The 22,088-nt window shown below is 72.8% G+C and carries 22 protein-coding genes; 18 read left to right on the top strand and 4 right to left on the bottom strand.

What is annotated here, in order from left to right; translation table 11 throughout:
• Window positions 1-274: 274 nt before the first annotated feature.
• From IEX37_RS08330 to IEX37_RS08295, 8 genes are all read left to right on the top strand, one after another.
• Window positions 275-1,288 (top strand): pyridoxal-phosphate dependent enzyme, encoded by a 1,014-nt coding sequence (locus tag IEX37_RS08330; protein ID WP_188755797.1) that lies wholly within the window; start codon window positions 275-277, stop codon window positions 1,286-1,288.
• Entirely contained in the window at window positions 1,285-2,481 is a 1,197-nt protein-coding gene (locus tag IEX37_RS08325; protein ID WP_188755796.1) for a cystathionine gamma-synthase, read from the top strand. The genes IEX37_RS08330 and IEX37_RS08325 overlap by 4 nt, the downstream gene beginning before the upstream one ends.
• 103 nt (window positions 2,482-2,584) lie before the next feature.
• Window positions 2,585-3,241, top strand: a complete 657-nt coding sequence (locus tag IEX37_RS08320) for a DUF308 domain-containing protein (protein WP_188755795.1) — start codon at window positions 2,585-2,587, stop codon at window positions 3,239-3,241.
• A complete protein-coding gene (locus IEX37_RS08315) occupies window positions 3,238-3,549 on the top strand; it encodes an amino acid transporter (protein WP_188755794.1) in 312 nt (103 codons plus the stop codon). The genes IEX37_RS08320 and IEX37_RS08315 overlap by 4 nt, the downstream gene beginning before the upstream one ends.
• A gap of 155 nt (window positions 3,550-3,704) precedes the next feature.
• Window positions 3,705-5,120: an RDD family protein gene (locus IEX37_RS08310; protein WP_188755793.1), complete on the top strand. Its 1,416-nt coding sequence runs from the start codon at window positions 3,705-3,707 to the stop codon at window positions 5,118-5,120.
• A 51-nt stretch (window positions 5,121-5,171) separates the two neighbouring features.
• Window positions 5,172-9,743: a type VII secretion EssC family protein gene (locus tag IEX37_RS08305; RefSeq protein WP_188755792.1), complete on the top strand. Its 4,572-nt coding sequence runs from the start codon at window positions 5,172-5,174 to the stop codon at window positions 9,741-9,743.
• 25 nt (window positions 9,744-9,768) lie between these two features.
• On the top strand, window positions 9,769-10,440 hold the full coding sequence (locus tag IEX37_RS08300) for a hypothetical protein (protein ID WP_188755791.1): 672 nt from the start codon (window positions 9,769-9,771) through the stop codon (window positions 10,438-10,440).
• Between the two features lie 61 nt (window positions 10,441-10,501).
• Window positions 10,502-11,389 carry a hypothetical protein gene (locus IEX37_RS08295; protein WP_188755790.1) on the top strand — a complete coding sequence of 296 codons (888 nt, stop codon included), beginning with the start codon at window positions 10,502-10,504 and terminating at the stop codon, window positions 11,387-11,389.
• Window positions 11,390-11,437: 48 nt separating this feature from the next.
• On the opposite strand, the gene IEX37_RS08290 is transcribed toward IEX37_RS08295, so the two are convergent.
• From IEX37_RS08290 to IEX37_RS08275, 4 genes are read right to left on the bottom strand one after another with little or no spacing between them, the layout of a single operon-like run.
• Entirely contained in the window at window positions 11,438-12,121 is a 684-nt protein-coding gene (locus IEX37_RS08290; protein WP_188755789.1) for a hypothetical protein, read from the bottom strand.
• Window positions 12,103-12,513, bottom strand: coding sequence for a hypothetical protein (locus IEX37_RS08285; RefSeq protein ID WP_188755788.1), 411 nt, complete (start codon window positions 12,511-12,513; stop codon window positions 12,103-12,105). Before IEX37_RS08285 ends, IEX37_RS08290 begins: the two co-directional genes overlap by 19 nt.
• Window positions 12,514-12,566: 53 nt before the next feature.
• Entirely contained in the window at window positions 12,567-14,270 is a 1,704-nt protein-coding gene (locus IEX37_RS08280; protein WP_188755787.1) for a putative T7SS-secreted protein, read from the bottom strand.
• Entirely contained in the window at window positions 14,267-14,560 is a 294-nt protein-coding gene (locus IEX37_RS08275) for a hypothetical protein (RefSeq protein WP_188755786.1), read from the bottom strand. Before IEX37_RS08275 ends, IEX37_RS08280 begins: the two co-directional genes overlap by 4 nt.
• 241 nt (window positions 14,561-14,801) lie before the next feature.
• Here IEX37_RS08275 and IEX37_RS08270 point away from each other — a divergent pair, with 241 nt between their 5' ends.
• The 10 genes from IEX37_RS08270 to IEX37_RS08225 all read left to right on the top strand — a co-directional run bounded on the left by IEX37_RS08270 (window position 14,802) and on the right by IEX37_RS08225 (window position 22,065).
• Window positions 14,802-15,098, top strand: coding sequence for a flagellar protein FlgN (locus tag IEX37_RS08270; protein ID WP_188755785.1), 297 nt, complete (start codon window positions 14,802-14,804; stop codon window positions 15,096-15,098).
• A gap of 46 nt (window positions 15,099-15,144) precedes the next feature.
• Window positions 15,145-16,350 (top strand): hypothetical protein, encoded by a 1,206-nt coding sequence (locus IEX37_RS08265; protein ID WP_188755784.1) that lies wholly within the window; start codon window positions 15,145-15,147, stop codon window positions 16,348-16,350.
• 50 nt (window positions 16,351-16,400) lie between these two features.
• Window positions 16,401-17,138 carry a hypothetical protein gene (locus tag IEX37_RS08260; RefSeq protein ID WP_188755783.1) on the top strand — a complete coding sequence of 246 codons (738 nt, stop codon included), beginning with the start codon at window positions 16,401-16,403 and terminating at the stop codon, window positions 17,136-17,138.
• Complete coding sequence (locus IEX37_RS08255; protein ID WP_188755782.1) at window positions 17,135-17,758, top strand: hypothetical protein; 624 nt, start codon at window positions 17,135-17,137, stop codon at window positions 17,756-17,758. The genes IEX37_RS08260 and IEX37_RS08255 overlap by 4 nt, the downstream gene beginning before the upstream one ends.
• The gene (locus tag IEX37_RS08250) at window positions 17,755-18,396 is read left to right on the top strand and encodes a protein TPRXL (protein ID WP_188755781.1); all 642 of its coding nucleotides are present in this window, start codon (window positions 17,755-17,757) and stop codon (window positions 18,394-18,396) included. Before IEX37_RS08255 ends, IEX37_RS08250 begins: the two co-directional genes overlap by 4 nt.
• 149 nt (window positions 18,397-18,545) lie before the next feature.
• On the top strand, window positions 18,546-18,866 hold the full coding sequence (locus IEX37_RS08245; RefSeq protein ID WP_188755780.1) for a flagellar protein FlgN: 321 nt from the start codon (window positions 18,546-18,548) through the stop codon (window positions 18,864-18,866).
• A 16-nt stretch (window positions 18,867-18,882) separates the two neighbouring features.
• Window positions 18,883-20,067, top strand: coding sequence for a hypothetical protein (locus IEX37_RS08240; RefSeq protein ID WP_188755779.1), 1,185 nt, complete (start codon window positions 18,883-18,885; stop codon window positions 20,065-20,067).
• Entirely contained in the window at window positions 20,064-20,711 is a 648-nt protein-coding gene (locus tag IEX37_RS08235) for a hypothetical protein (RefSeq protein WP_188755778.1), read from the top strand. The genes IEX37_RS08240 and IEX37_RS08235 overlap by 4 nt, the downstream gene beginning before the upstream one ends.
• On the top strand, window positions 20,708-21,337 hold the full coding sequence (locus IEX37_RS08230; RefSeq protein WP_188755777.1) for a protein TPRXL: 630 nt from the start codon (window positions 20,708-20,710) through the stop codon (window positions 21,335-21,337). Before IEX37_RS08235 ends, IEX37_RS08230 begins: the two co-directional genes overlap by 4 nt.
• Complete coding sequence (locus IEX37_RS08225) at window positions 21,334-22,065, top strand: hypothetical protein (protein WP_188755776.1); 732 nt, start codon at window positions 21,334-21,336, stop codon at window positions 22,063-22,065. The genes IEX37_RS08230 and IEX37_RS08225 overlap by 4 nt, the downstream gene beginning before the upstream one ends.
• Window positions 22,066-22,088: the final 23 nt, after the last annotated feature.

The raw sequence follows: 22,088 nt of genomic DNA, 5'->3' as shown, positions 1-22,088 counted from the left end.
GGCTACGTTATGCGACCTCCGGCCCGCCGCCGCATCCGGACGTCATACACCGATACACGCCGCGGGGGGTGGACATGTCGGCCTATGACGCGCACATCGCGGAATGTGACGATGGTGACGTAACACTCTGTCGCGGCGGCGACGGGCGCGCTATGGTGGCGGCGTGCAGACCTGTCGCTGTTGTCGCTGAGCCGCCGCGCTCCGCTCTTCGAGCACGCCTCAGAACCCACCGACAGCCGCCGCGCCACACGCGCCCCACAGTCTGGACAGTCCCTTGCGCTACGCCCGCACCGTCGCCGACCTCGTCGGCTCGACGCCGCTCATCCGCCTGAACCACGTGACCGACGGCATCGCCGCCACCGTGCTCGCGAAGGTCGAGTACTTCAACCCGGGCGGCTCGTCCAAGGACCGCATCGCGGCCAACATCATCGACGCCGCCGAACGCGACGGCCTGCTGCGACCGGGCGGCGTCATCGTCGAGCCCACGAGCGGCAACACCGGAGTGGGGCTCGCTCTCGTGGCGCAGCAGCGCGGCTACCGGATGGTGTTCGTCGTTCCGGACAAGGTCTCCGAGGACAAGCGCGCCGTCCTGCGCGCCTACGGGGCCGAGGTCGTCGTGACCCCCACGAACGTCGAGCCCGACGATCCGCGCTCCTACTACAGCGTGTCCGACCGGCTCGTGGCGGAGATCCCGGGGGCGTACAAGCCCAATCAGTACGAGAACCAGAACGGCCCGCGCAGCCACTACGAGACCACGGGGCCGGAGATCTGGCGGGACACTGAGGGGAGGGTCACGCACTTCGTCGCCGGCGTCGGCACGGGCGGCACCATCACCGGAACCGGACGCTACCTGAGGGAGGCGTCCGAGGGCACGGTGCGGATCGTCGGCGCGGACCCCGTCGGCTCGATCTACTCGGCCGAGAACGACGACGGCGTGCACGGCTATCTCGTCGAGGGCGTCGGCGAGGACTTCTGGCCCGGGGCGTTCGATCCGTCGGTCGTGGACGAGATCCACCGCGTGGGCGACGCCGAGGCGTTCGCGATGACGCGCCGCCTCGCGCGCGAGGAGGGGCTGCTGGTCGGCGGCTCCAGCGGGATGGCGGTCGTCGCCGCGCTGCGCGCCGCCCGGGACCTCCCGGCCGACGCGGTCGTGGTCGTGCTGCTGCCCGACCACGGACGCGGATACCTCGGGAAGGTGTTCGACGACGGCTGGATGCGCGAGCATGGTTTCGCGGTCGACACCCCCGATCCGCTCGTGCCCGCCGATCTGCTGAGGAGCCTCCGATGACCGACACCGATCGTCCCGACACCGATCGTCCCGACACCGCTCACCTCGACGGGACGCGCTTCGACACCGCTGCGATCCACGCCGGCCAGGACCACGACCCGGTCACCGGAGCGGTCATCCCGCCCGTCCACTTCTCCACGACGTACGCGCAGGACGGCATCGGCGGGCTGCGGCACGGCTACGAGTACGGGCGCGCGGGCAATCCGACGCGCACGGCGCTCGAGACGCAGCTCGCCGCGATCGAGGGGGGAGCCCGCGCGCTGTCGTTCGCGTCGGGCCTCGCCGCGGAGGACGCGCTGCTGCGGGCCGTGCTGGAGCCGGGCGACGAGGTGCTGCTGGGCAACGACGTCTACGGCGGCACGTACCGGCTGATCGATCGCGTGCTGGGGCCGTGGGGTGTGCGGCTGCGGGTCGTCGACCTCAGCGACACCGAGGCGGTCGACGCGGCGCTCGCCGCGCGCGCGCCGAAGGTCGTGTGGGTCGAGACCCCCAGCAATCCGCTGCTGCGCATCGCGGACATCCGCGCCCTCGCCGACAAGGCGCACGCCGCCGGCTCCCTGGTCGTGGTCGACAACACGTTCGCGTCGCCCGCGCTGCAGCGCCCGATCGGGCTCGGCGCCGACGTGGTCGTGCACTCCACCACCAAGTACCTCGGCGGTCACTCGGATGTCGTGGGCGGCGCGCTCGTGTTCGCCGACCGCGCGCTCGCCGAGAAGGCCCAGTTCCAGCAGTTCGCGGTGGGCGGCGTCTCGGGCCCGCTCGACGCGTGGCTCACCACGCGCGGCATCAAGACGCTCGCGCTGCGCATGGAGCGCCACAGCGCCAACGGGCAGGCGGTCGCCGAGTTCCTCGAGCGGCACGACCGGGTCGCGCGGGTCTACTATCCGGGCCTGTCGTCGCACCCGGGGCACGAGGTCGCGGCGGCCCAGATGTCGGGCTTCGGCGGCATCGTCTCGCTCGCGCTCGGCGACGCCGCAGCGGCCCGGCGCTTCGCCGAGTCGACGCGCGTGTTCGCGCTGGCCGAGTCGCTCGGCGGCGTCGAGTCGCTCGTGAACTACCCGGACGCCATGACGCACGCGTCCGTGCGGGGAACCGAGCTCGCCGTCCCGGACGACGTCGTGCGCCTGTCCGTCGGCATCGAGCACATCGACGATCTGCTGCAGGACCTGGACGGGGCGCTGGCGGCGCTGTAGCGCCGCCCCCTCCCCACGGCCTCGCCGCCTGCGCCGCGCGCATCCGACGATCAGGGACACCGCCTAGACTTGGGGTGTCCCGCTCATCGATCCTGGATCCGCCATGCCTCCCGCCACCGCGAGCTCGCGCCTCACGGCCCGACACGTGCAGCTGCTGCGGGCGCTCTTCGCGGCGATGGCGGCGATCATGATCGCGTTCTCGCAGGATCACTCGCACGACGTGGGCCTGACGGTGTTCGCCGGATTCGCCACCGCGACGGCGCTCGTCCTCGGGCTGGCGGCCTGGCTCGTCGCACCCGCCGGGCGTCGCGCCGGTCTCATCGTGCTCGCGGTCGTCCATCTCGTGGCGGGCGCGGTCGCCAGCATCGTGCCCCCGTCGCGCACGCTGCTGTTCGTGGTCGTGATCGCGTGGGCGCTCGCCGCGGGCGTCACCGAGCTGGTCGCCGGGATCGCGCAGCGCAGGCGGGAACGCGGCGCCGACGCGCGCGACGCGATCGCCGTGGGTGCGCTCGCCGTCCTGCTCGGGATCGCCGTGCTGATCGTGCCCCCGGGCTACGCGCTCGAGTACTACATCGAGGAGGCGGGACGCAGCTTCACGCTGACCGGCACCACCATCGCCGTGGGCCTGCTCGGCGGGTATGCGGCGATCGTCGCCGTATACCTCGGCATCGCGGGGCTGTCGCCGCAGGCACCCGCTCCGTCGGCCGCAGCGGCCGACGACGTGCGCGCCGGAAAGGCGCTCCAGGAGGATCATTCGTGACAGACAAGCCGACCCGTCGAGACCTCATGCGGCCGGCGCAGCTGTTGGGCTTCGCCTTCGGCGCTGCCCTGTTCGCGGGCATCGTGACGGCGGTGACGATGGGTGCCTTCCAGGCGCTGCCGGGCGAGGCCATCGCGCGCGCGTGGTCCGTGGGCGCCATCGCCGCGGGCGTGGCCTTCATCGTCGTGCTGCTGGGGCTGTCGATGCTGCTGCTCGTCGTGGACCCCGCGCATGCGCGCAAGGACGTCGATCGGCCCGTGCTGCTGCCGAAGGACGACTCCGCCGAGGACGACGACCCCCCGCGCTGACAGCCGCCCGGCGCGCCCCGGCGCGCGGTGAGAGGCGCGGTGAGATCTGCCCATGCCGCCGACGCGGCCGAACGCGTCCGGACCGCTCGCGATTGGTACCGTTGTGTGCCGGGACGCGGGGGGTGCGACGACCGAGGCGGGAGGGGACCGACGCGGTGATCTGGGAGATCGACGACGGCGCGAAGCCCATCGAGGGGCTGGACGCCGAGGGCCGGCCGGATCCGGCCTATGCCCGGGCGCTCGGCCTCATCGACGCGCCGTACGGCCGCCGCGCCGCGGCGGCCGCGATCGACCTCGGCGCCTACCTCGTCCTGCAGCTGCCGTACGCGATCGGCACGCTGCCGCTGCTGCTCATGCTGTTCTCCGGCCGGATCAGCCTCTTCGGCTTCGTGAACCACCCGCAGTTCGTGCTCGCGATGGTCATGGCGGGCATCTCGCTCGCACTCACGCTCGCGTTCTGCATCACCCAGCTCGTGCTGCACGGGCGCCGCGGCCTCACGCTCGGCAAGGCGCTCGCGGGCATCCGCACCGTCAACGTCAAGACGCTCGAGCGCCCGGGGTTCTGGCGCATGACGCTGCGCGCCATCATCCTGTGCGCGACGGCCGTGCTGCCGGTCGCGCTGATCGTGTTCCTGCTGTCGCCGCTGTTCGACGGCCAGGGCCGGGGGCGCGGATGGCACGATCACGCGACCGGGGCCTGGCTCGTGGACGTGCGCAAGGGCCTGCAGCCGTATGACGCCAAGCGGATGCGGCTCGCGCGGCGGGCGCTCGCGGTCGAGGCGGTCGACGGGCCCAAGGAGATGCCGTCGCTCGCCACGCCGGCCGACGTGGCGTCCCGTCCGTCGTACCGCCCCGGTGCACGCGCGAGCGCCGGCGTGCTCGGCGCTCCTCGCCCGCAGGGCCTCGCCTCCGCAGCCGACTCCGGCGCGGCCGGCCGCGGAGAGGCCGCACCCGCGGCGCCGCCCGCGGCACCTCCCGCGCCGAGCAGCGAGCCGGCCCCGCTCGCCCAGCCCACCCCGTCCGCGCCCGTTCCGGTCGGGGCGCCCCTGCCTGCGGATGCGGGGGCCGCGCACCCGCCCGCGCCGCTGCCGGCACCGGGGCCCGCGCCGGCTCCGCAGCGCGCGCCGGAGCGCGCCGCACCGGTCGTCCCGGCAGCCGCACCCGTGTCGGGCTCGGCGCCGCCGACCCCGCCCGCGAACGCCGCGGCGCCCGCGGGCGCCTCGGCCCGCCCCCAGACGGGACCCACGCCGCTGCGCTTCGTGCTGCAGCTGGACTCGGGCGAGAGCATCCCCGTAACGGGGGAGCTGGCCATCGGCCGCAACCCGGCCGCGGGCGCCGGCGGCGCGCATCCCGTGCGGGTCGATGACGAGACGCGCTCGCTGTCCAAGACGCATCTGCTGGTGCGCGCGGACGCCACGGGCGTGCTCGCGATCGACCAGCACTCGACGAACGGCACCACGCTCGTGCACGACGGCGTGGCGCGCGCGCTGGAGCCGGGTGTGCCGGCCCTCGCCGAGCCGGGGGACGTCCTCCGCATCGGTGAGCGGAGCATGGTGGTCGCGCGTGTGTGACACCGGGAGGGGCGCGATCCGCCCCGCCCGATCGAGGACCGGGGGTGAGCCGTGAAGCTGAAGCTGACACTGCATCGCGAGGGCGTGGAGCCCGTCGACGTCGTCGTGACGGCCGACTCGACCGCCACGGCCGCGGCCGTGGCTCGTCACATCGCCGAGGCCGACCCCGCGCGCACGATCGTGGCCGGGGAGTCGGACGTGCTGACGCTGGCGGTCGCGCCACCGACCGCGGAGCGGCTGGAGCCGCTCGAGCCCGACGCCCCGATCGGCGAGGCGCCGATCGGTTCCGGCTTCGCGGCGGCCGTGGTCAACCTCGGGCCCACCGCGATGCTCGCGGGCGGCACGCGCGCGCGGGATGTCGTGGGCGTGCTCCGGGCGACGGAGGGCCCGCTGCGCGGCCAGGAGTTCCCGCTCACGAGCGGCCACCTCACGATCGGCCGCGACGCGGGCAACGACATCGTGCTGCCCGACCCCATGGTCTCCAAGCGCCACGCCCGCATGGAGATCGGCGCCTCGGTCGAGCTGGTCGACCTCAACTCGGCGAACGGCGTGCTCGTCGACGGCACGCCCGTGCAGCGCCTGCGCGTCGCGCCGGGCACGGCCTTCGTGATCGGCGCGACGACCCTCGTGATGTACCTCGCGAGCGACTTCGACGGATCCTCCGAGGACCCGGTCCTCGAGCGGGGCGGCGGGCTGCGCTTCAACCGCAGCCCGCGCGTGGAGGTCCGCTACCCGGGCGTGGATCATCCCGCGCCCCGCATCCCCACGGAGATGCTGGACAAGCTGTTCCCGTGGACGGTGCTCATGGCGCCCATCGCCATGGGTGCGGCGATCTTCCTCATCACGGAGCGCCCCCGTGCGCTGCTGCTGGTGCTGATGACGCCGCTCATGCTGCTCGGCAACTTCATCAACCAGCGGCGGCAGGCCGGCAACAAGCGCACGCACGAGATCCAGCTGTTCGAGCGGCAGTTCGAGCAGCTCGAGGAGACCTTCTTCCGCTCCAAGCCCGAGGAGGAGCGCGCGCGCAACGAGGAGGTGCCGCCCGTCGCGGAGGTGTTCGAGCACGCCATGCGGCTCGGACCCATGCTCTGGACCCGCAGGCCCGAGCACTGGAACTTCCTCGCGCTGCGGCTCGGGACCTGTCGCGCCGAGTCCCGCAACTCGATCCGCGAGTCGGAAGTGCAGGACGGCCTGCCGGAGTATCTCGAGCGCGTCGACCGGCTGCGGGAGCGGTACCGCTACGTCGACAACGTGCCCGTGCTCGAGTCGCTGCGGGCGGTCGGATCCGTGGGCGTCGCGGGCACGCGGGCCGTCGCGGCCGACGCGATGCGCGGGCTCGCGGTGCAGCTGTTCGGCCTGCACGCGCCCAACGAGGTCGTCACCGTCGCGTTCTCCGACGCCGACTGGACGAGCGAGCTCGAGTGGATCAAGTGGCTGCCGCACACCACGAGCGAGACCAGCCCGTTCAAGGATCTCCCGCTCGCCGACTCCGCCCCCACCGCGAACGCGCTGCTCAGCGCCCTCGAGGAGTACGTCATGCGGGGCCGCGCGACGCCGCAGCCCCGCGGGCCGTTCGCGGAGCGCTGGAACCCGATGCGCTACGGCACGGACGTCCATCGCGCGGGCGAGGAGGCCGACGCCAAGGTGCGCGTCTCGGTCATCGTCTTCGTGACGAACGACGCCCCCGTCGACCGGGCCCGGCTCATCCAGGTGCTCGAGCGCGGGGCCGATGTGGGGATCCACGCCGTGTTCGTCTCGCCCACCGTCGAGTCGCTGCCCGCCGTGTGCCGCAGCTACCTGGACGTCGGAGCGGGACTGGAGAGCGCGACCGCGGGTCTCGTGCGCAACGGCGACCTGTACGAGAACGTGCGGGTCGAGGGCGTCTCGAGCGCCTACATGGACATGTTCGCCAAGCGCCTGGCGCCGGTCGTGGACGCGAGCACCGTTGTCCACGACGACTCGGACATCCCCGGGTCGGTCTCGTTCCTGTCGCTGGTGGGCCACGAGGTCGCCGAGGACCCGCACGCCGTGGTCGAGCGCTGGCGGCAGAACAACACGATCATCGACCGCACGCCCGGGCCGCGCCCGCGCCTGAAGAAGGCCGGCAACCTGCGCGCGATCATCGGGCAGGGCGCGAGCGACGCCATGACGCTGGACCTGCGTTCGCAGGGCCCGCACGCGCTGGTCGGCGGAACGACCGGTGCGGGAAAGTCGGAGTTCCTGCAGGCGTGGGTGCTCGGCATCGCGTCCGCGCACAGCCCGGATCGGGTCACGTTCCTGTTCGTCGACTACAAGGGCGGATCGGCGTTCGCCGACTGCGTCGACCTGCCCCACTGCGTCGGTCTCGTGACCGATCTCAGCCCCCACCTCGTCAGCCGGGCCCTCACGAGCCTCCGCGCCGAGCTGCACTACCGCGAGCACCTGTTCAACCGGAAGAAGGCCAAGGACCTGCTCGAGCTGGAGAAGCGCCAGGACCCGGAGTGCCCGCCCGCGCTCGTGCTCGTGATCGACGAGTTCGCGGCGCTCGCGGGCGAGGTGCCGGAGTTCGTCGACGGTGTCGTCGACATCGCGCAGCGCGGCCGCTCGCTCGGCATCCACCTGATCATGGCGACCCAGCGTCCCGCGGGCGTCATCAAGGACAACCTGCGCGCCAACACGAACCTCCGCGTCGCGCTGCGCATGGCGGACGAGTCCGACTCCCGCGACGTCGTGGACGACCCCGTGGCCGCGACGTTCCCGCCGTCGCTCCCCGGCCGCGCGATCGCCAAGACCGGCCCCGGCCGCCTCGTGCCGTTCCAGTCGGCCTACACGGGCGGATGGACCCGGCAGGACGCGGAGGTCAGCACCGAGGTGCGCGTGGCCGAGCTCCGGTTCGGTTCGACGCCGGAGTGGGAGCCCGACCGGCCGGCCGAGTCCGAGTCCCACGACGAGGACCTGGGCCCGAACGACCAGAAGCGCGTCGTGACCACCCTGATCCGCGCCGCCGACGTCGCGGGGCTGCCGGTTCCCCGGCGGCCGTGGCTCGACGAGCTGGCGTCGACGGTCGACCTGCGCGACCTGCCCAGCGAGGGCGACTCGCGCATCGTGCTCGGCCTCGCCGACATCCCCGAGCGCCAGCGCCAGGATCCGATCCACTTCGCGCCGGACCGCGACGGCTCGCTGCTGGTGATGGGCACGTCCGGCTCCGGCAAGTCGACGCTGCTGAAGACGATCGCGACGGCCGCGGGGCTTCGGCCCGACCTCGGCAACGTCGAGGTCTACGGCATCGACTTCGCGTCGGGAGCGCTCGGCGTGCTCGACCGGCTGCCGCACGTCGGCTCGATCGTGGACGGGGACGACGCCGAGCGCATCCAGCGCCTCATGCGGACCCTCGCGCGCGAGCTCGACCGGCGGTCGGCCGCGTTCGCGTCGGTGAGCGCGGCGAGCCTGAGCGAGTACCGCGAGCTGGCCGACCCGTCGATGCCGCGCATCCTGCTGCTGATCGACAACTACCCGGAGTTCAAGAAGGAGTGGGAGATCGCCGCGGGGCGCGCGCCGTCGTACCAGGCCTTCATGCGCATCCTCGGCGAGGGACGTCCGCTCGGCGTGCACGCCGTGATCACGGCCGACCGCAGCGGCGCGGTGCCGACCGCCGTGGCGGCGAACATCTCCCGCCGCGTGACCCTGCGCCTGTCGGAGCCCAACCAGTACATTCTGCTCGGCGTGCCGCGCGACATCCTCGACGAGCAGTCGGTGCCGGGCCGCGCCATCGTCGACAAGCACGAGGTGCAGATCGCGGCGCTCGGCGGCACGTCCAACGTCGCCGAGCAGACCAAGGCCCTCGAGGAGCTCGCGCAGCGCCTGCGCGCAGACGGTGTCCGGGACGTCCCCGAGATCGGCGCGCTGCCCACGCGCGTGGACAGCCGCGAGATGCCGGCCAGCGCCGACGGACTGCCCGTCTTCGGGGTCGCGGACGACACGCTCGCGCCGCGCGGCTTCGACCCCGTCGGATCGTTCGTCATCACCGGCCCGCCGCAGTCGGGCAAGACCAACGCGCTCAAGGCGCTCGTGGTCGCGATGGAGCGCTTCGACCCCGACGTGAAGCTGTTCCACTTCGGCAGCCGCCGCTCCGAGCTGAAGGACTTCCGCCCCTGGGTGCGCAGCGCCGTGCGTCCGGAGGAGGAGAAGGAGCTGGCGGCCGAGCTGACCGATATCGTCGCGGACGACTCGGTGCCCGGCCGCATCATGATCGTCGTCGAGGACATGGCGCACCTCGCGGACGGGGCGGCCGACCGTGCGATGCGGGCGCTGCTGCAGGCGATCCACGACAGCGACCACCTGCTCGTCGGCGAGGCGGACATCACGCGCGCCGGCGGCGGTTCCGGCGTGCTGGGCGAGTGGAAGACGGGCCGGCAGGGCATCGCGCTCAAGCCGGACGCGTACGACGGCGAGACCCTGTTCAAGGTGCCGTTCGGCCGCGTCAAGCGCACCGATTTCCCGGACGGGCGCGGCATCTTCGTGCAGGCGGGACGCGCCGTCACGATGCAGATGCCGTTCGTGTCGGACGAGCCGGCCGGCGGCCTCCGCCGCTCGCGCCGCGCCGCCACGGCGCAGGTCGACGGCGTGACGCTGCCCCAGGTGTGACGGGCGCCGCGGGAGGGGACATCCGATGCGGGACATCACGCGCGGCCCGGAGCGTCGGCGGGCGAACCAGCGGATGACCGACGCGGTGCGCGCGGAGGTGCGCGCCGCGGAGCGGGCCACTCGCGATAGCACCCGCTTCCAGCTGGCGGAGGCGGGCACGAGACCGGTCTCCTTCCTCCGGTTCTCCCAGCCGTTCGACCTGACGCTCCCGGGGGCGGGGATGGAGGACATTGCGCAGCGGATCCGGGCGCGCGCGTCGGGGCCGCGTGCCCCGCGCCGCTACCAGGGGCGGTGGATCGCAGCCAGGGGCGACCGGCTGTACGCCAGCACGAACGTCAGCCGCGAGGCGATGCGGTACGCGCAGGCCGCCCCGCGCCTGCGGGCGCGGATGGAGCCGCTTCCCGGGCGGGGCGTGCGGATCGTCGGTCGCTTGCGGTTCGTGTCCGAGGCGATCGTCTTCTGGATCCTGATCGCGACGGCCGTCGCGGTCGTGGGCATCGGGGCAAGCGCCGGCAACGCGGCGATCGGCTGGTTCGCGCTCGTGCCGGTCGCGGTCGGGGCGATCCCCCTGACCAACTACGTGCGCTCACGAGGACCCGAGCGCGATCACCTGGCGTGGCGGTTGAGCGAGGCGCTCGCCGCGCCGGAGAGCGCGCCGCGGCCCGCCCCGAGCGGTCAGGGGAACGGGCGGTCGTGAGCGACGAGATCCTCGTCTCCCCGACCGGAGACCTCCGCGCGTTCCCCCCGGCGTCTCGGCCGTGAACGCACATCCCGTGGACCCCGCGCTCGCCGCGATCGACCACGACGTGCGTGTGCGCGCGCGTTCGATGATCACGCCCGACTGGATCGACGGCATCGTCCTCACGCATGCCGGCTACGGCTCGGTCTTCGGAGCGGTGGCAGAGCGCGCAGCGGCGGCCGGGCGGGCCGCCGAGAAGCGCGTCCGCTCCCGATTGCGGGCGCGCCTGGGCGTGCGAGCGCACGGGGGCGTTCTCGGCTATCTGTCCGTATCGGCGGGCGTGCTGGCATTCACGCCCGTGGCGATCACCTTCGCCCGACGCATCCGGATCGCAGAACACGACGTGCTGTTCTCGATGGGCGCGGCCGGAGCCGCCGCGATGCTCGTGCTCATCGCGATCCTGGCGCGGGGGCGCCCCATCGCCCATTCGCACGCGCTGGTGGGCGGTGCGGCCGCGGTCGCGATCGCGGTCACGGGCTGGTTCGCCCAGTCGAGCGGGGAGCTTGCCGCGGGGCGGCGAGAGGCGGTGTGGGCGGCGATGGCGGCGTCCGTGCTCGCGGCGCTCCTCTTCGTCGCTCCGCGGGTACTGCGGTCGGCCGCCGCTCGCGCTGTGGACCTCGCGCTGCTGGAGGAGCGTCGCGCCGTGCGCGCCGAGCTGGCCGGGACGCGCGCGGCGCTCGCGCGGGACCTCGAGCGTGGTCTGGCGGCAGCCGGGGCCGACGGGGAGCGGCTCGGGCGGCTGTGGTCGCACGCACGCGCCCGCGCGGCGGCGAGGGGCGTCGAGGGTCTCGAACGGCCGCCGGGACCGGTGGGCCTGGCCGTCATCGCGGCACTGTCCGATGTGCCCCCGGACCCGAACGAGCGACGCCTGGAGCGGCTCGAGGCCGCGCGCGGTGCGGACGGCTGACGGCCTCCGCCCTCGGCGAGGCCTCTCCCCGGGTCGGCCGGCGCGGGGCTACCGGGTCTCGGGGCGGTGCCAGTAGGCGACGCGGATGAGCGCGTCGAAGAAGCCCACGAGCGTGTCCTGCAGGGCGCCGAGCGGAGCCGTGAAGACGACGAGCAGGAACCCCTTGGTGCCCGGCACGGTCAGGTAGTACTCGACGGCGAGCGTGTCGACCGTCTCCGGCACGTCCTCCGGCCGCGCGCCCGCGTGCGCCAGGGCGTCGGCCGACACGGGGCCGCCGAGGGGCGCCGGGACGCGCTCGCGTCGGACGCGCCGGGCCACCTCCGACTCGGCCGTGCGGAAGCGGTGGAGCTCGCCGGGCGCGCCGGACTCGAGCGCCCGCTCGAGCACGGCCATGGTGGCCGCGGGCGCCGTGCCGATCGCCGGGCTGAGGCGCCGCTCCGGCTGCACGACGAACGCCGAGAGCGGCAGCGGCGTGCCGGGAATGACCTGCAGCGCCACGTGCAGGGCGAGTGCGTCGCCCCCGATGGGCTGTTCGAGGCCCGCCAGCAGGCGGCGCTCGGCGGCGATCCGCACGGGAGCGAGCGCATCCCCCGGCAGCTGGCGTCGCACGAGGCCGCGGATCGCCTCGCGCGCGGTCTCCCGGTCGTGCAGGGGGATCTGCCACCACGCACCGGGCAGCCGCAGTCGCAGCTCGGGCAGCGGGGACGCGCTCGTCACCGCGGCTGCTCCCATGCCCCGAACCTCTCCTCGAGCTCCGCGGCCGTGTAGCCGCCCCACCGCTCGCCGCCGAGGCGCACCGTGTCGGGCCGTCCTGAGTCCGGAAGCGGCTCCGGCGTCACCCAGACCGAGATGCCCTCCGGACGCGTCTCGGCCGAGCGCCAGGCCGTGCCGAGGACGTCGTCCACGATGTCGCGCAGGGAGTCGTCGTCGAGGCTCTCCGCGTCGGGAACCGACACGGTCACGACCAGCTGGACGTTGGTGGGCAGGCCCGGCTGCTGGTACTCCGCGAAGGCCGCCGCCACGCCCGGCACGTCGGCGATCGCGGAGACGGTGCCCTCCGCGTCCGACGGCGCACAGGCCGTGAGAGCGAGCAGAGCGGACGCCGCGAGCGCGGCCGCGGACACGAGACGGAGCGTGCGGGCCCCCGCGTTCGCCGCGCGAGACGTTCGGCGCCGCATCAGAAGCCCTCCGCTCCGCGGTACACGTACGCGACCTCGTCATCCGCGAAGAACCGCCCCTGGGACTGTGCCACGGCGCCGTATGCGTCCTGCGTCGCGCGGTCCACCGCCCCCGCCGCGACCAGGTCGCCGCTGTCGAGGGCCGCGGCGGTGTCGGCGTACAGGGCGGCGCTGTGCTGGCTCACGTCGACCGGGAGCACCCCTGCGCCGGAGCCCCCCGACGGATCGACGCCGATCGTGACCCAGCCCGCACGGTCGGGCGGCGGGGCCTGTCCGTCCAGGCGGTGCACGGGGTCTCCCGCGTGCTGGAGGGAGACGACGGACACGTCCTCGGGGATCGCCATGTGGTCGACGGGGGCGCCTGCCACCGCGATGGCCTCGATGTTGAACGGGCTGGCGGGATCGGAGGCCATCTTGGCCGCGAGGATGCCGCCCTGACTCCAGCCGGTCACCATGACGGGATCGTCGGGGCCGATGCCCGCGCGGGTCATCGCCTCGACCACCATCCGCTCGTACGCGGCCTGATGGTGCGGCGCGAGCATCAGGGCGTAGTTCGATCCGAGGTCGTTCGCGGCCCCCTGGTCGATCCCGAACCCGAAGCCCTCCCAGTCCTTCGTGGAGGGGACCGTGACGCGCCACACGGGCCTGCCGTCCTCCGTCCCCACCTGGACGATCTCGATCACCGTCGCGTCGCTGCCGCCGAGCTCGTCGAGCGCCGCCGCCTGCTGGAACAGTCGCTCGTAGGCGGAGTATGCGCGCCCGGTCTCGCGGTCGTGCGTGGCGACCGGGCTGACACCCACGTAGTCGAGGTGAGGGGTGGGCTTGATCGCCTCGATCGCCAGCAGCGTCGCCATGGGCGCGTTGAGCATGACCGTCAGCGCGAGAGAGGCGGCGATGACGGCGTCGAGCACCTGCTCGGGGGTCGTCCCCGTCGCCAGCAGCGTCAGCGCGAACCCGGGAGCCAACAGGAGCGACAGCGCCGTGAGGGCGACCGCCAGCACGATGAGAGCCGTGACGAGCGTCGCGAGCGCCGTGAACACCCACTCCGCGAACGACGCGATCCACTCGCCCGCACCCGCGAAGAAGTCGCCCACGCCGCGCCAGAAGCCGTTCCAGTCGTCCCAGAAGCCGTCGTTGAGCGCCTCGAGCACCGGTTCGATGAGGTCCGCGGCGCGCTCGGCGGCGCGGTCGCGGTCCTCCACCGCCTGCTCGTAGAGCGCGAGGCTCGTGCGGATCGTCTGTTCATGGGTGTCGATGGACTGCTCGAGCCGCGTCACCTCGTCGAGCATCCACCGCGGCGGGTCGTCCTCCCGCGTCGCGGCGGCGTCGGCGTTCAGCCGGGCGGAGTCGAGCGCGCCGTACAGCGGGATGACCGCGGCCCGGGCGTCCTCGAGGTCCTCGGCCGCGCGCAGCGCGTCGTCCTGCGCGGCGCGGAGCGCGACCGCGTACTCGGTGAGCGCGGCGGCCGTGGTCTCGTAGCGCGGCAGCGCCTCGACGATGCCCGTGGCGGTGCCGCGCGCCTCGGTGCGGAAGTGGTCGGCCGCCTCGCCCCGGGAGGCGTCCTCGTCCGCAAGCGCATGGAGCAGGTCGGCGATCGACTGGATCTGCTCGGCCACGCCCGCGTAGCGGGTGCCGGCGTCGCTCAGGCGGTCGGGGTCGCCCGGCAGTGCGCCGAGCTGCGGGGCGGACCACGCGAGGCTCACCGCGCGCCCTCCAGCGCGCCGGCGTACTGCGCGTCGAGCTCGCGGAACGTCTCCCGGATCGCCTGGGCCAGGTCCGCGACGCGGGCGATCTTGTCGGCGAGCTCGGCCCGGCGGTCGTTCCAGGCGCCGCCGAAGTCGTCGACCGCGCGGCTCAGTCGGGGGTGCCCGGTGTCGTACCCCAGTCCCCGGTCGAACGCGTCGGTGCCCGTGAAGGCCTGGTGCAGGTCCCGCAGCTGCGCCTCCACGGACTCGAGCCCCGCGAGATGCTGCCTGACGTCTTCTCCGGCCACGGTTCCCCTCCCACCCCACCGGTCCAGCACGACGGTAGCGCGCGGCCGCGCCGCACCGCATGGGTACTCCTGCCGATGGGCCGATGGTGGCGGATGGGTCACGCTGTGGCATTGTCGGCCCCGGGTGGTCGAGGCGAAGGCCGCGGCCGGAGCGGTGGCGGCCCGGGGAGTCCTCCCCCTGTGCAGACCGGGGGCGCGGTGCCTAACGTGGTCGGGGACGTGAGAGCGGAGGGAGAACGCGGTGCCTGATGTGAAGATCGACTTCGACACGATGGGGGAGCTCGAGCGGAAGCTGGGCCGCATCATCGCGGAGTTCCAGAACGCATCCGGGCGGGCGGACGACCTCGCGGCGGCGATCGGGAGCCCGTACGGCCGATCCGGGCTGCGCGAGCGCTCACGGGACTTCGAGGACCGCTGGGAGGACAAGCGCAAGGAGCTCGTGGAGAGCCTGGAGAAGATCCAGGAGCACGTTCAGAACGTCGTGCAGGGTTTCCGCGACGGCGACGCCGAGCTGGCGACCCAGCTGAGCACGGAGTGACGCGAGGCGGATGCGCGTTGCGAAGCCGAAGGGAGAGGGGTGAGAGTTGTACCGGTCACCGGGATTGAACGAGATCGGACGGCTTGAGGGCGACGGATCGGCGATCTGGCTGCGGGGGCGCGCGATCGAGCGGCTGGGCGGCTACATGACCGACGCGGCGGACATCCTCCAGGCCGTCAAGAACAGCGGCGACGGTCAGTACGGCGACGCCGTCGACGCGCTGCGCGAGGAGATCGGCGACGCGTTCCAGGTGCTGCGGCAGGCGGGCGAGCTCTACACGCCCGTCGGGCCGGTGATCGCCGAGTACGGCGACGCGGTGCGGGACGTGCAGCCGCGCATCGATGCGAAGGTCGAGGACTGCGAGTCGCTGTGGGCGGCGTACGAGGCTCTGCCCGGCAGCCTCTACGGTCCGCGGTCCACGAGCGACGACGAGGACGAGCAGGCGGCGCAGGACGAGTACGCGGCCAAGCTCGCCGCGTACCAGCGGTGGGAGGACGCGGCGAGGGAGTACGACTCCCTGTACTACTCGTGGTCCTTCGCCTACGAACAGGCGGAGTTCGGCATCAAGGACGGGATGGCCGGCAAGATCCGCGATCCCAATGGCTGGCTGGACGCCCTGAACGGCATCGTCGAGGTGCTCGGCTGGGTGGCGTTCGGACTCGCGATCCTGGCGATCGTCTTCGCGGGCCCGTTCGTCGCGCTCGCGGCGATCGTGGGCGGGCTCATCCTCGTGCTCACGGTGGTGCAGTACGCGCTGGGGGAGGCGACCCTCGCGGATCTGGGGTGGGCGCTCGTCGGAGTGCTGCCGTTCGCCAAGCTGGGCACGCTCTTCAAAGGCGGGGTCGGCGGTTTCCTCGCCGAGGCGTCGTTCGGGCTCAAGCCCAGCAACTTCTCGAAGGTGGCGAGCGAGTTCAAGCAGATCCGCGAGATCATGGAGCCCGCGGGGGGCAGCGTGGTGCAGTGGGCGAAGAACGGCACCACCGCGGCCTGGCGCAACGGCGAGGGAATCGCCGGAATGCTCTCCCGCCTCACGACGGGCAAGGACCCCAAGGGGTGGATGAGCATGGTCGAGGGGAAGGGCCTGGAGAACATGAGCGTGCTGGGCCAGCTCGGGTTCATGGGCGACCTCGTCTGGCAGACCGGTCATGGCATGCTGGGCAACATGCTGAAGATCGAGGGGCTGGTCAACAAGGTCACGGGCGGCGAGTCGGTCAAGAAGGACATGCCCACGTGGGTGGAGGTCATCTGGTGACGGCCGCGGGCGCGGGGAGCGAGCCGATGTCCCAGGCGCAGACTCTCCGGGTGGAGAAGTGGGCGCACTCCAAGTCGGCGATCAGCAGGCCCTCGGAGATCGAGCGGCGCGTGCTGCTCGAGAGCCCGCGCGCGCGTGCCGAGACCGCCGCGGAGAAGCTGAGCGGCAATGCGTGGGCCATCGCGCTGCCGATCCTCCTGTTCGTCTCTCCCGTGATGGGGTTGGCGGCGCTGCTGTCGAGCCCGGACGTGACGGGGTGGTGGAACGGCCTCGGGCTGACCACCGCGCTGATCGCGTGCGGTGCCTGTTTCGCCGTGTCCGTGGTGACGCTCGGGATCGTGCTGTCCGGCTGGTTCCACTCGGGCCGCAAGCGGGACGGTGCGAGCGTCGCGACGTCGTTGCTCGTGGCCGTCTGCGCCGCAATCTCGCTGTGGCTGATCGTCGCGGTCGCGCCGACGTCGCCGGACCTGGCGGGCTGGAGCATCCCCGTCTGGGTGGCCGCCGTGGGCGGCGCGGCGGTGGCGATCGTGCTCCTGGTGGCCTCGACCCGGACGGCGGACCCGAAGCCGGAAGGGCGCGCTGCCGCCTCCCTGCCCGTCGACGTGGACGAGCTCAGCGAGCACGAGGTGCAGGAGCTGCTGGCCCTGCGCGGGCGCGTGGTGGACATCTTCGCGGCGAAGGGTGAGATCCCCGCCCGCGTACTGGAGCTCATCCCCGGGGTTCCCCTGGGGCGCCTGCACACGCTCGACGACGTCTACCTCAAAGAGAAGTACCCCCACCTGTCGTGAACCCTCCCTCCGCACCGCTGCGATTCCGCCGTATCGACGTGCCCGACGCCTGGCTCCCTGTGCCAGCCGGTCTCGACGAGGACCGTGCCGTGGCCTGGGTGCGGGGCGTCGTCGACTCGCTGCGCGACGACTGGGCGGATGTGTGGGACGACGACTACGAGGCACAGCTCCTGGTGCCTCTGCTCGGGGTCGTGTCCGAACGCGGCCCCGAGGCCGGCACGCTGTTCGTGTGCTGGCCCGCCGTGTCGCCGGTGATGGTGCTGATCGGCGTCTCGACGGTGCCGACACGCGACGTGCCCGACTGGGGCGCCGAAGGCTACGAGCCGACCTACTGCAGCGCGGCGGGCATCGGCCCGGGGATCGAGTGGAGGCGTCGGCGCACCGTCCAGTTCCGGGACCGGCCGCTCGAGCTCGTCACCAGGGCGCTGGTCTTCGCGAACGAGCACAGGAGCGTCGTCGTGGACATGACGGAGACGACCGCGGCCTTCGCGGCGCAGGTCGCTCTCGACCTGCAGCCGTTCGTCGACTCGCTGGAGATCGAGCATGAGGACGGCACCCGATTCCGGTCGGGGCCGCCCGCGGGGCTCCTGCAGCCCGCGGAGTGGGGAGGGGAATCGTGACCGAGACGAGCGGCCGGATCTCGCTGCGCGAGGAACTGGGGGCGGCGCCCGATCCCGACTTCGAGCTGACGCTCCTGCCGGGATGGACGAAGTGGGTACCGGACGAGGGCCGATACGTGGAGATGGGCAGCGCGATCCGGCGCCGGTTCGCGGAGCTGGGCCGCACCGACCTGATGAGCGCGGCGCAGGCGATGCTCGCGGACACGTTCGCGGACCTGCGCCGGCAGTCGGTGATCGCGGTGTTCTCCGCGACGGAGGAGCGTGACGAGACGATCTGGCTCCCGGGATCGATCGTGGCGAGCATCCGGCGCGGCGGCCCCGACTATTCGCTCGACGAGCTCGTGTCGGGTCTGATCCGGGAGTTCGGCGCGGAGCCGCTGTTCGGGGACAAGCGCTTCATCCGCTATGCGCGCGTCTCGCGGCGTGAGGTCGAGGGGCAGGTCCTGCGGGTGAAGGCGATCGAGTACCTGACGCCGGTGCCCGCCGGGCCCCGCACGCGCGCTCTGGCCCTGACGGCATCGTTCGGGGCGCCGGCGTCGGTGCCGGAGGACGACACCCGGCTCAAGGCGTACGAGCTGGCGTTCGACGCGATGGTGAGCACCCTGCGGTGGGTTCCGCCCCGGCCGACATCGGGCTGAGGGCCCGTTCGGGCGGCGCCGCACGGGTCGTCGGGTCGGGTCGTTCGGGGCGGGACGGCGGGACCGGGTAGTCGGGACCGGGCAGAGCTGCCCCTGTCCGCATCGCCGGTTGTCTCCTAGCGTGTTCACCGGTGGGAAGGAGCAGATCCATGAGTGACGTCTATGTGTCGCTGACCGACCTCCGGCGCGTCGGCCGCCAGCTCGAGCGGATCGCCAAGGAGTTCGAGCACGCCGTGAGCGTCTCCGACGCTCTCGAAAGCGCGATCGGGACGCCCTTCGGGCGGTCAGAGCTGCGGAGGAAGGCGGGCGACATCGAGTCGCGCTGGGACATCCAGCGCGGCCGGCTGGCGCAGCAGCTGACCGAGGTGAAGGAGCACGTCGACGCCGTCGTCGAGACGGTGGAGGGGTTCGACACCGAGGTGGCCGTCCTGCTCGACCCGTGCGCCAACCCGACCACCGCGACCCGCTGAGCCAGGAGAGTCCGACGTGATCATCATGCAATCGCCGTCAGGGCGTCTCATCGAGGAAGTGACGGGTGAGCCCGAAGACATCAGGGCACGCGGGCTCGAGATGGTCCGGCTGGGCAGCCGCATGGAGAACTGCGCGAGCGTGCTCGCCGACATCAGTACCCGGGCGACGGCCGATCAGGGCCAGGCGGTGGACGCGCTGCGGGAGTCCATCGGCGACTCGTACGTGACGCTGCGCGAGGCCGCGGAGCTCTACAAGCCGCTCGGGCCGATCATCCGCCAGTACGGCACCGACCTGGCCGCGGTCATGCCCGTCCTCAACGGCCACGTGGGCGAATGCGAACGCCTGCTCCTGACGTACATCTCCCTGCCGGGGGAGGTCCAGCCGCGGGGGACGGGCGGCCTCTTCCAGCCCGAGGACGGCAGCCCGGAGGCCGAGCAGCAGCGCGCGGAGGACGAGGCGAAGAAGGCGGCGTGGGACGCCTACCAGGCCGAGGGCGAGCTCTTCGACCGCGCGTACGACACCTGGGAGGAAGCGTTCGACACCGCCGTCTCGGGACTCAGCGAGGAGATGGCCGGGACCATCGAGGACGGCGGCTGGCGCAGCTTCCTGCACGGCTTCAGCGAGGTCCTCGGCTGGGCCGGCCTCATCGTGGGCGTCGCCGCCCTGATCATCGGCGGGCCCCTGCTCGCCGCGATCGCGCTCGCCATCGGCGTCGTCGCCCTCGCGGTCACCGTGATCCAGGCGGTGCAGTTCGGCGACAAGAACGGGTGGGACATCGCTTTCGCCGTCGCCGCCATCATCCCGGTCGGCAAGCTGGGGCCGAAGTTCATGCGTCTCGACTTCGCCGACGAGGTCTCCAACACCTTCAAGGTCTTCAAGCCGTCCACGTGGAGCGGGGCGTGGACGAATCGCGCGACCACCGACGGGCTCATCAGCATCGGCCGGACCCAGGGGTGGAAGAGCGCCCTCAGCAAAGGAGTGACGGGATACAGCAAGGAGGACTGGATCGGCCTCAGCTTCCTGTACACCCTCGGTGACGCCGGGCAGAGCCTGAAGGTCGGCCCGGTCGCCATGGTCGCCGAGGGCGTGTTCAATCTGGGCACGAACGTGCTGAAGTACCAGGGGTGGTTCAGCAAGGCCTTCGGGGACGGCAGCAGCTGGAAGCAGTCGATCCCCGAGCCCGTCCGGATCCTGCTGTGACGCCGGCCGACCCGGGCGGACCCCTCGAGGAGTGGCGCATCCGGCTGGAGACCGTCGAACCGGGCTGGCTGATCCTGCCGGGGGATCTTCCCCGTCAGGAGTGGGATGCCTGGGTGCGAGCGGCGACGGGCGAGCTGCGCGAAGCCTGGGGCGAGCAGTGGGATCCCCGCGCGGAGGACGACGTGCGGACCCTGCTCGGGCGGGGGCTCGAGGATCGGGCCGCGTCGCCGTCGGTCGCGGTGTTGCAGGTGTGGCCCGTCTTCGCCCCCATCGTGGCGATGTGCCGCGTGACCCTGATGTCGACGCAGGTGGCGCCGCCGTGGCGCGACCTCGGAGGTGTGCTGCACGGCGTCGAGGCGGAGGGGCTCGGCTCGGGGCTGCAGTGGGTGGACCGCTCCGCCGTGTCGCTCCCGCACGGTGAGAGCGTCGAGACCGTCACGGTCCACTACGCGTTCGACGACGGCACGACCACGGTGATCGTCGGCGTCGACGAGACGCCGGTCGGGATGTACCTGCGTCTGCTGTCGGGCCTGCGTGGGATGCTGGAGAGCATTCGCATCGAACGAGCGGACGGCGCGCGCTTCCGGGGAGTGCGGCCCGCGTGGCTGATGGAGGACGCGCCGTGGGAGATCGAGGTGTCATGACGAACGCATCCAGCCTCCGGGAGGCGCTGAGCATCCCGCCGGACCCCCCGTTCGAGATGGATCTCCCGCCGGGATGGTCGCGGCGCGAGCCGGACGACGACACGCTGCGCGACATGCTCGCCGAACTGCGGCAGCGGGCGATGCGCCACCAGCGACCGGACCTCTACGCGCACCTGAAGCCCGCCCTCGAGGCGTCCTTCGAGGACATGCGCGGCGCCGGCGTGTTCGCGTTCTTCTCGCCCGCCGATCCCGACCCCGGCACGCTGTGGCTGCCGACATCGATCAGTGCGTCGATCCGTCGTGCCGAGCCGGGCGAGACGCTCGACGCGCTCGTCCGCACCCTGGTCCGCCAGTACGGGGCGCAGCCCTTGCTCGACGATCGGCGCACCCTCTGGTTCGAACGGGAGGAGACGCGCCGCGCGGCGGACGGCAGCATCGTCGCCCACAGCCGGGTGTATCTCACTCCCATGCCCGGGTCGCGTCGGCGACGCGCGCTGCAGCTCGTCGCGGGGTTCGGTCGTGATCCTCAGACGCCGGCGGACGATCCGGCGCTCGAGCGGCTGCGCGGCCTGCTGGACGCCTGCGTGTCGACCGTCCGCTGGTACCCCGCGGGGGCCGCGTCGTGACGGGGCACGAGGACCGGATGGAGCAGCGGGGCACCGCAGCCGGCGCGTCGCTGACGGCGTGGGCACGTACGGCGACGTTCCCCGACCCGATCCGGCTCGGGGACGTCGAGGCCGAGGTGCTGTCGAGACCGGTGCGGGTCGACGCGGTCCGGCGGGAGAGTTCGCTCGGGGGCAGGATCGTGCTGCTGATCATCGCCTCCCTCTTCCTGATCGCCCCGGGGGTCCTCGGAGTGGTCGGGCTGCTTCTCGCCGACCGCGCGACGACCGCGGACGACATCGACTCCTGGCTGACGGGCAGCAGGGTCGGCTACATGCTGGCGACCGCCTTCCCCGTCGGCGTCTTGACGATGTGGTTCACGGTGTACGGTCGCCACCGCACGGGCTACGAGATCCTCGTCGGTGTGGCCTCCGCGGTGACCGGTGTCGCGGGTCTCGTGGCGGTGGCCGCAGGCGAGCTCGATGTGCCCGGCCACCTCGTGGTGTGGATCGTGCTCGCGATCGTCGCGGGGACCGCCTGCACCGGGTTCGCGATCTTCGCGTCCCGGTCCGGTCCGCCGCCGGAGCGCGTGCCGGACCACGTCCTGGCGGGGAGCGAGACGGAGCGGCTCCAGTTCCGCGACCGCACCCTGGTGCTGCACGTGCTGCGCGATCGGGGCCTGGTCGACGATGCGACATGGCGGCGGGCGCTCGAGATGCCGCTCGGCACCTGGCACCGGCTCGACCACTGACGGCCGGCCGACAGCGTGGAGCA

This window comes from Microbacterium album (assembly GCF_014643695.1).
In the GTDB taxonomy this organism is placed as follows: Bacteria; Actinomycetota; Actinomycetes; order Actinomycetales; family Microbacteriaceae; genus Microbacterium; species Microbacterium album.
Note: the sequence above shows the minus strand (reverse complement) of the source record. Positions and strands in the feature narration are given on the sequence as shown.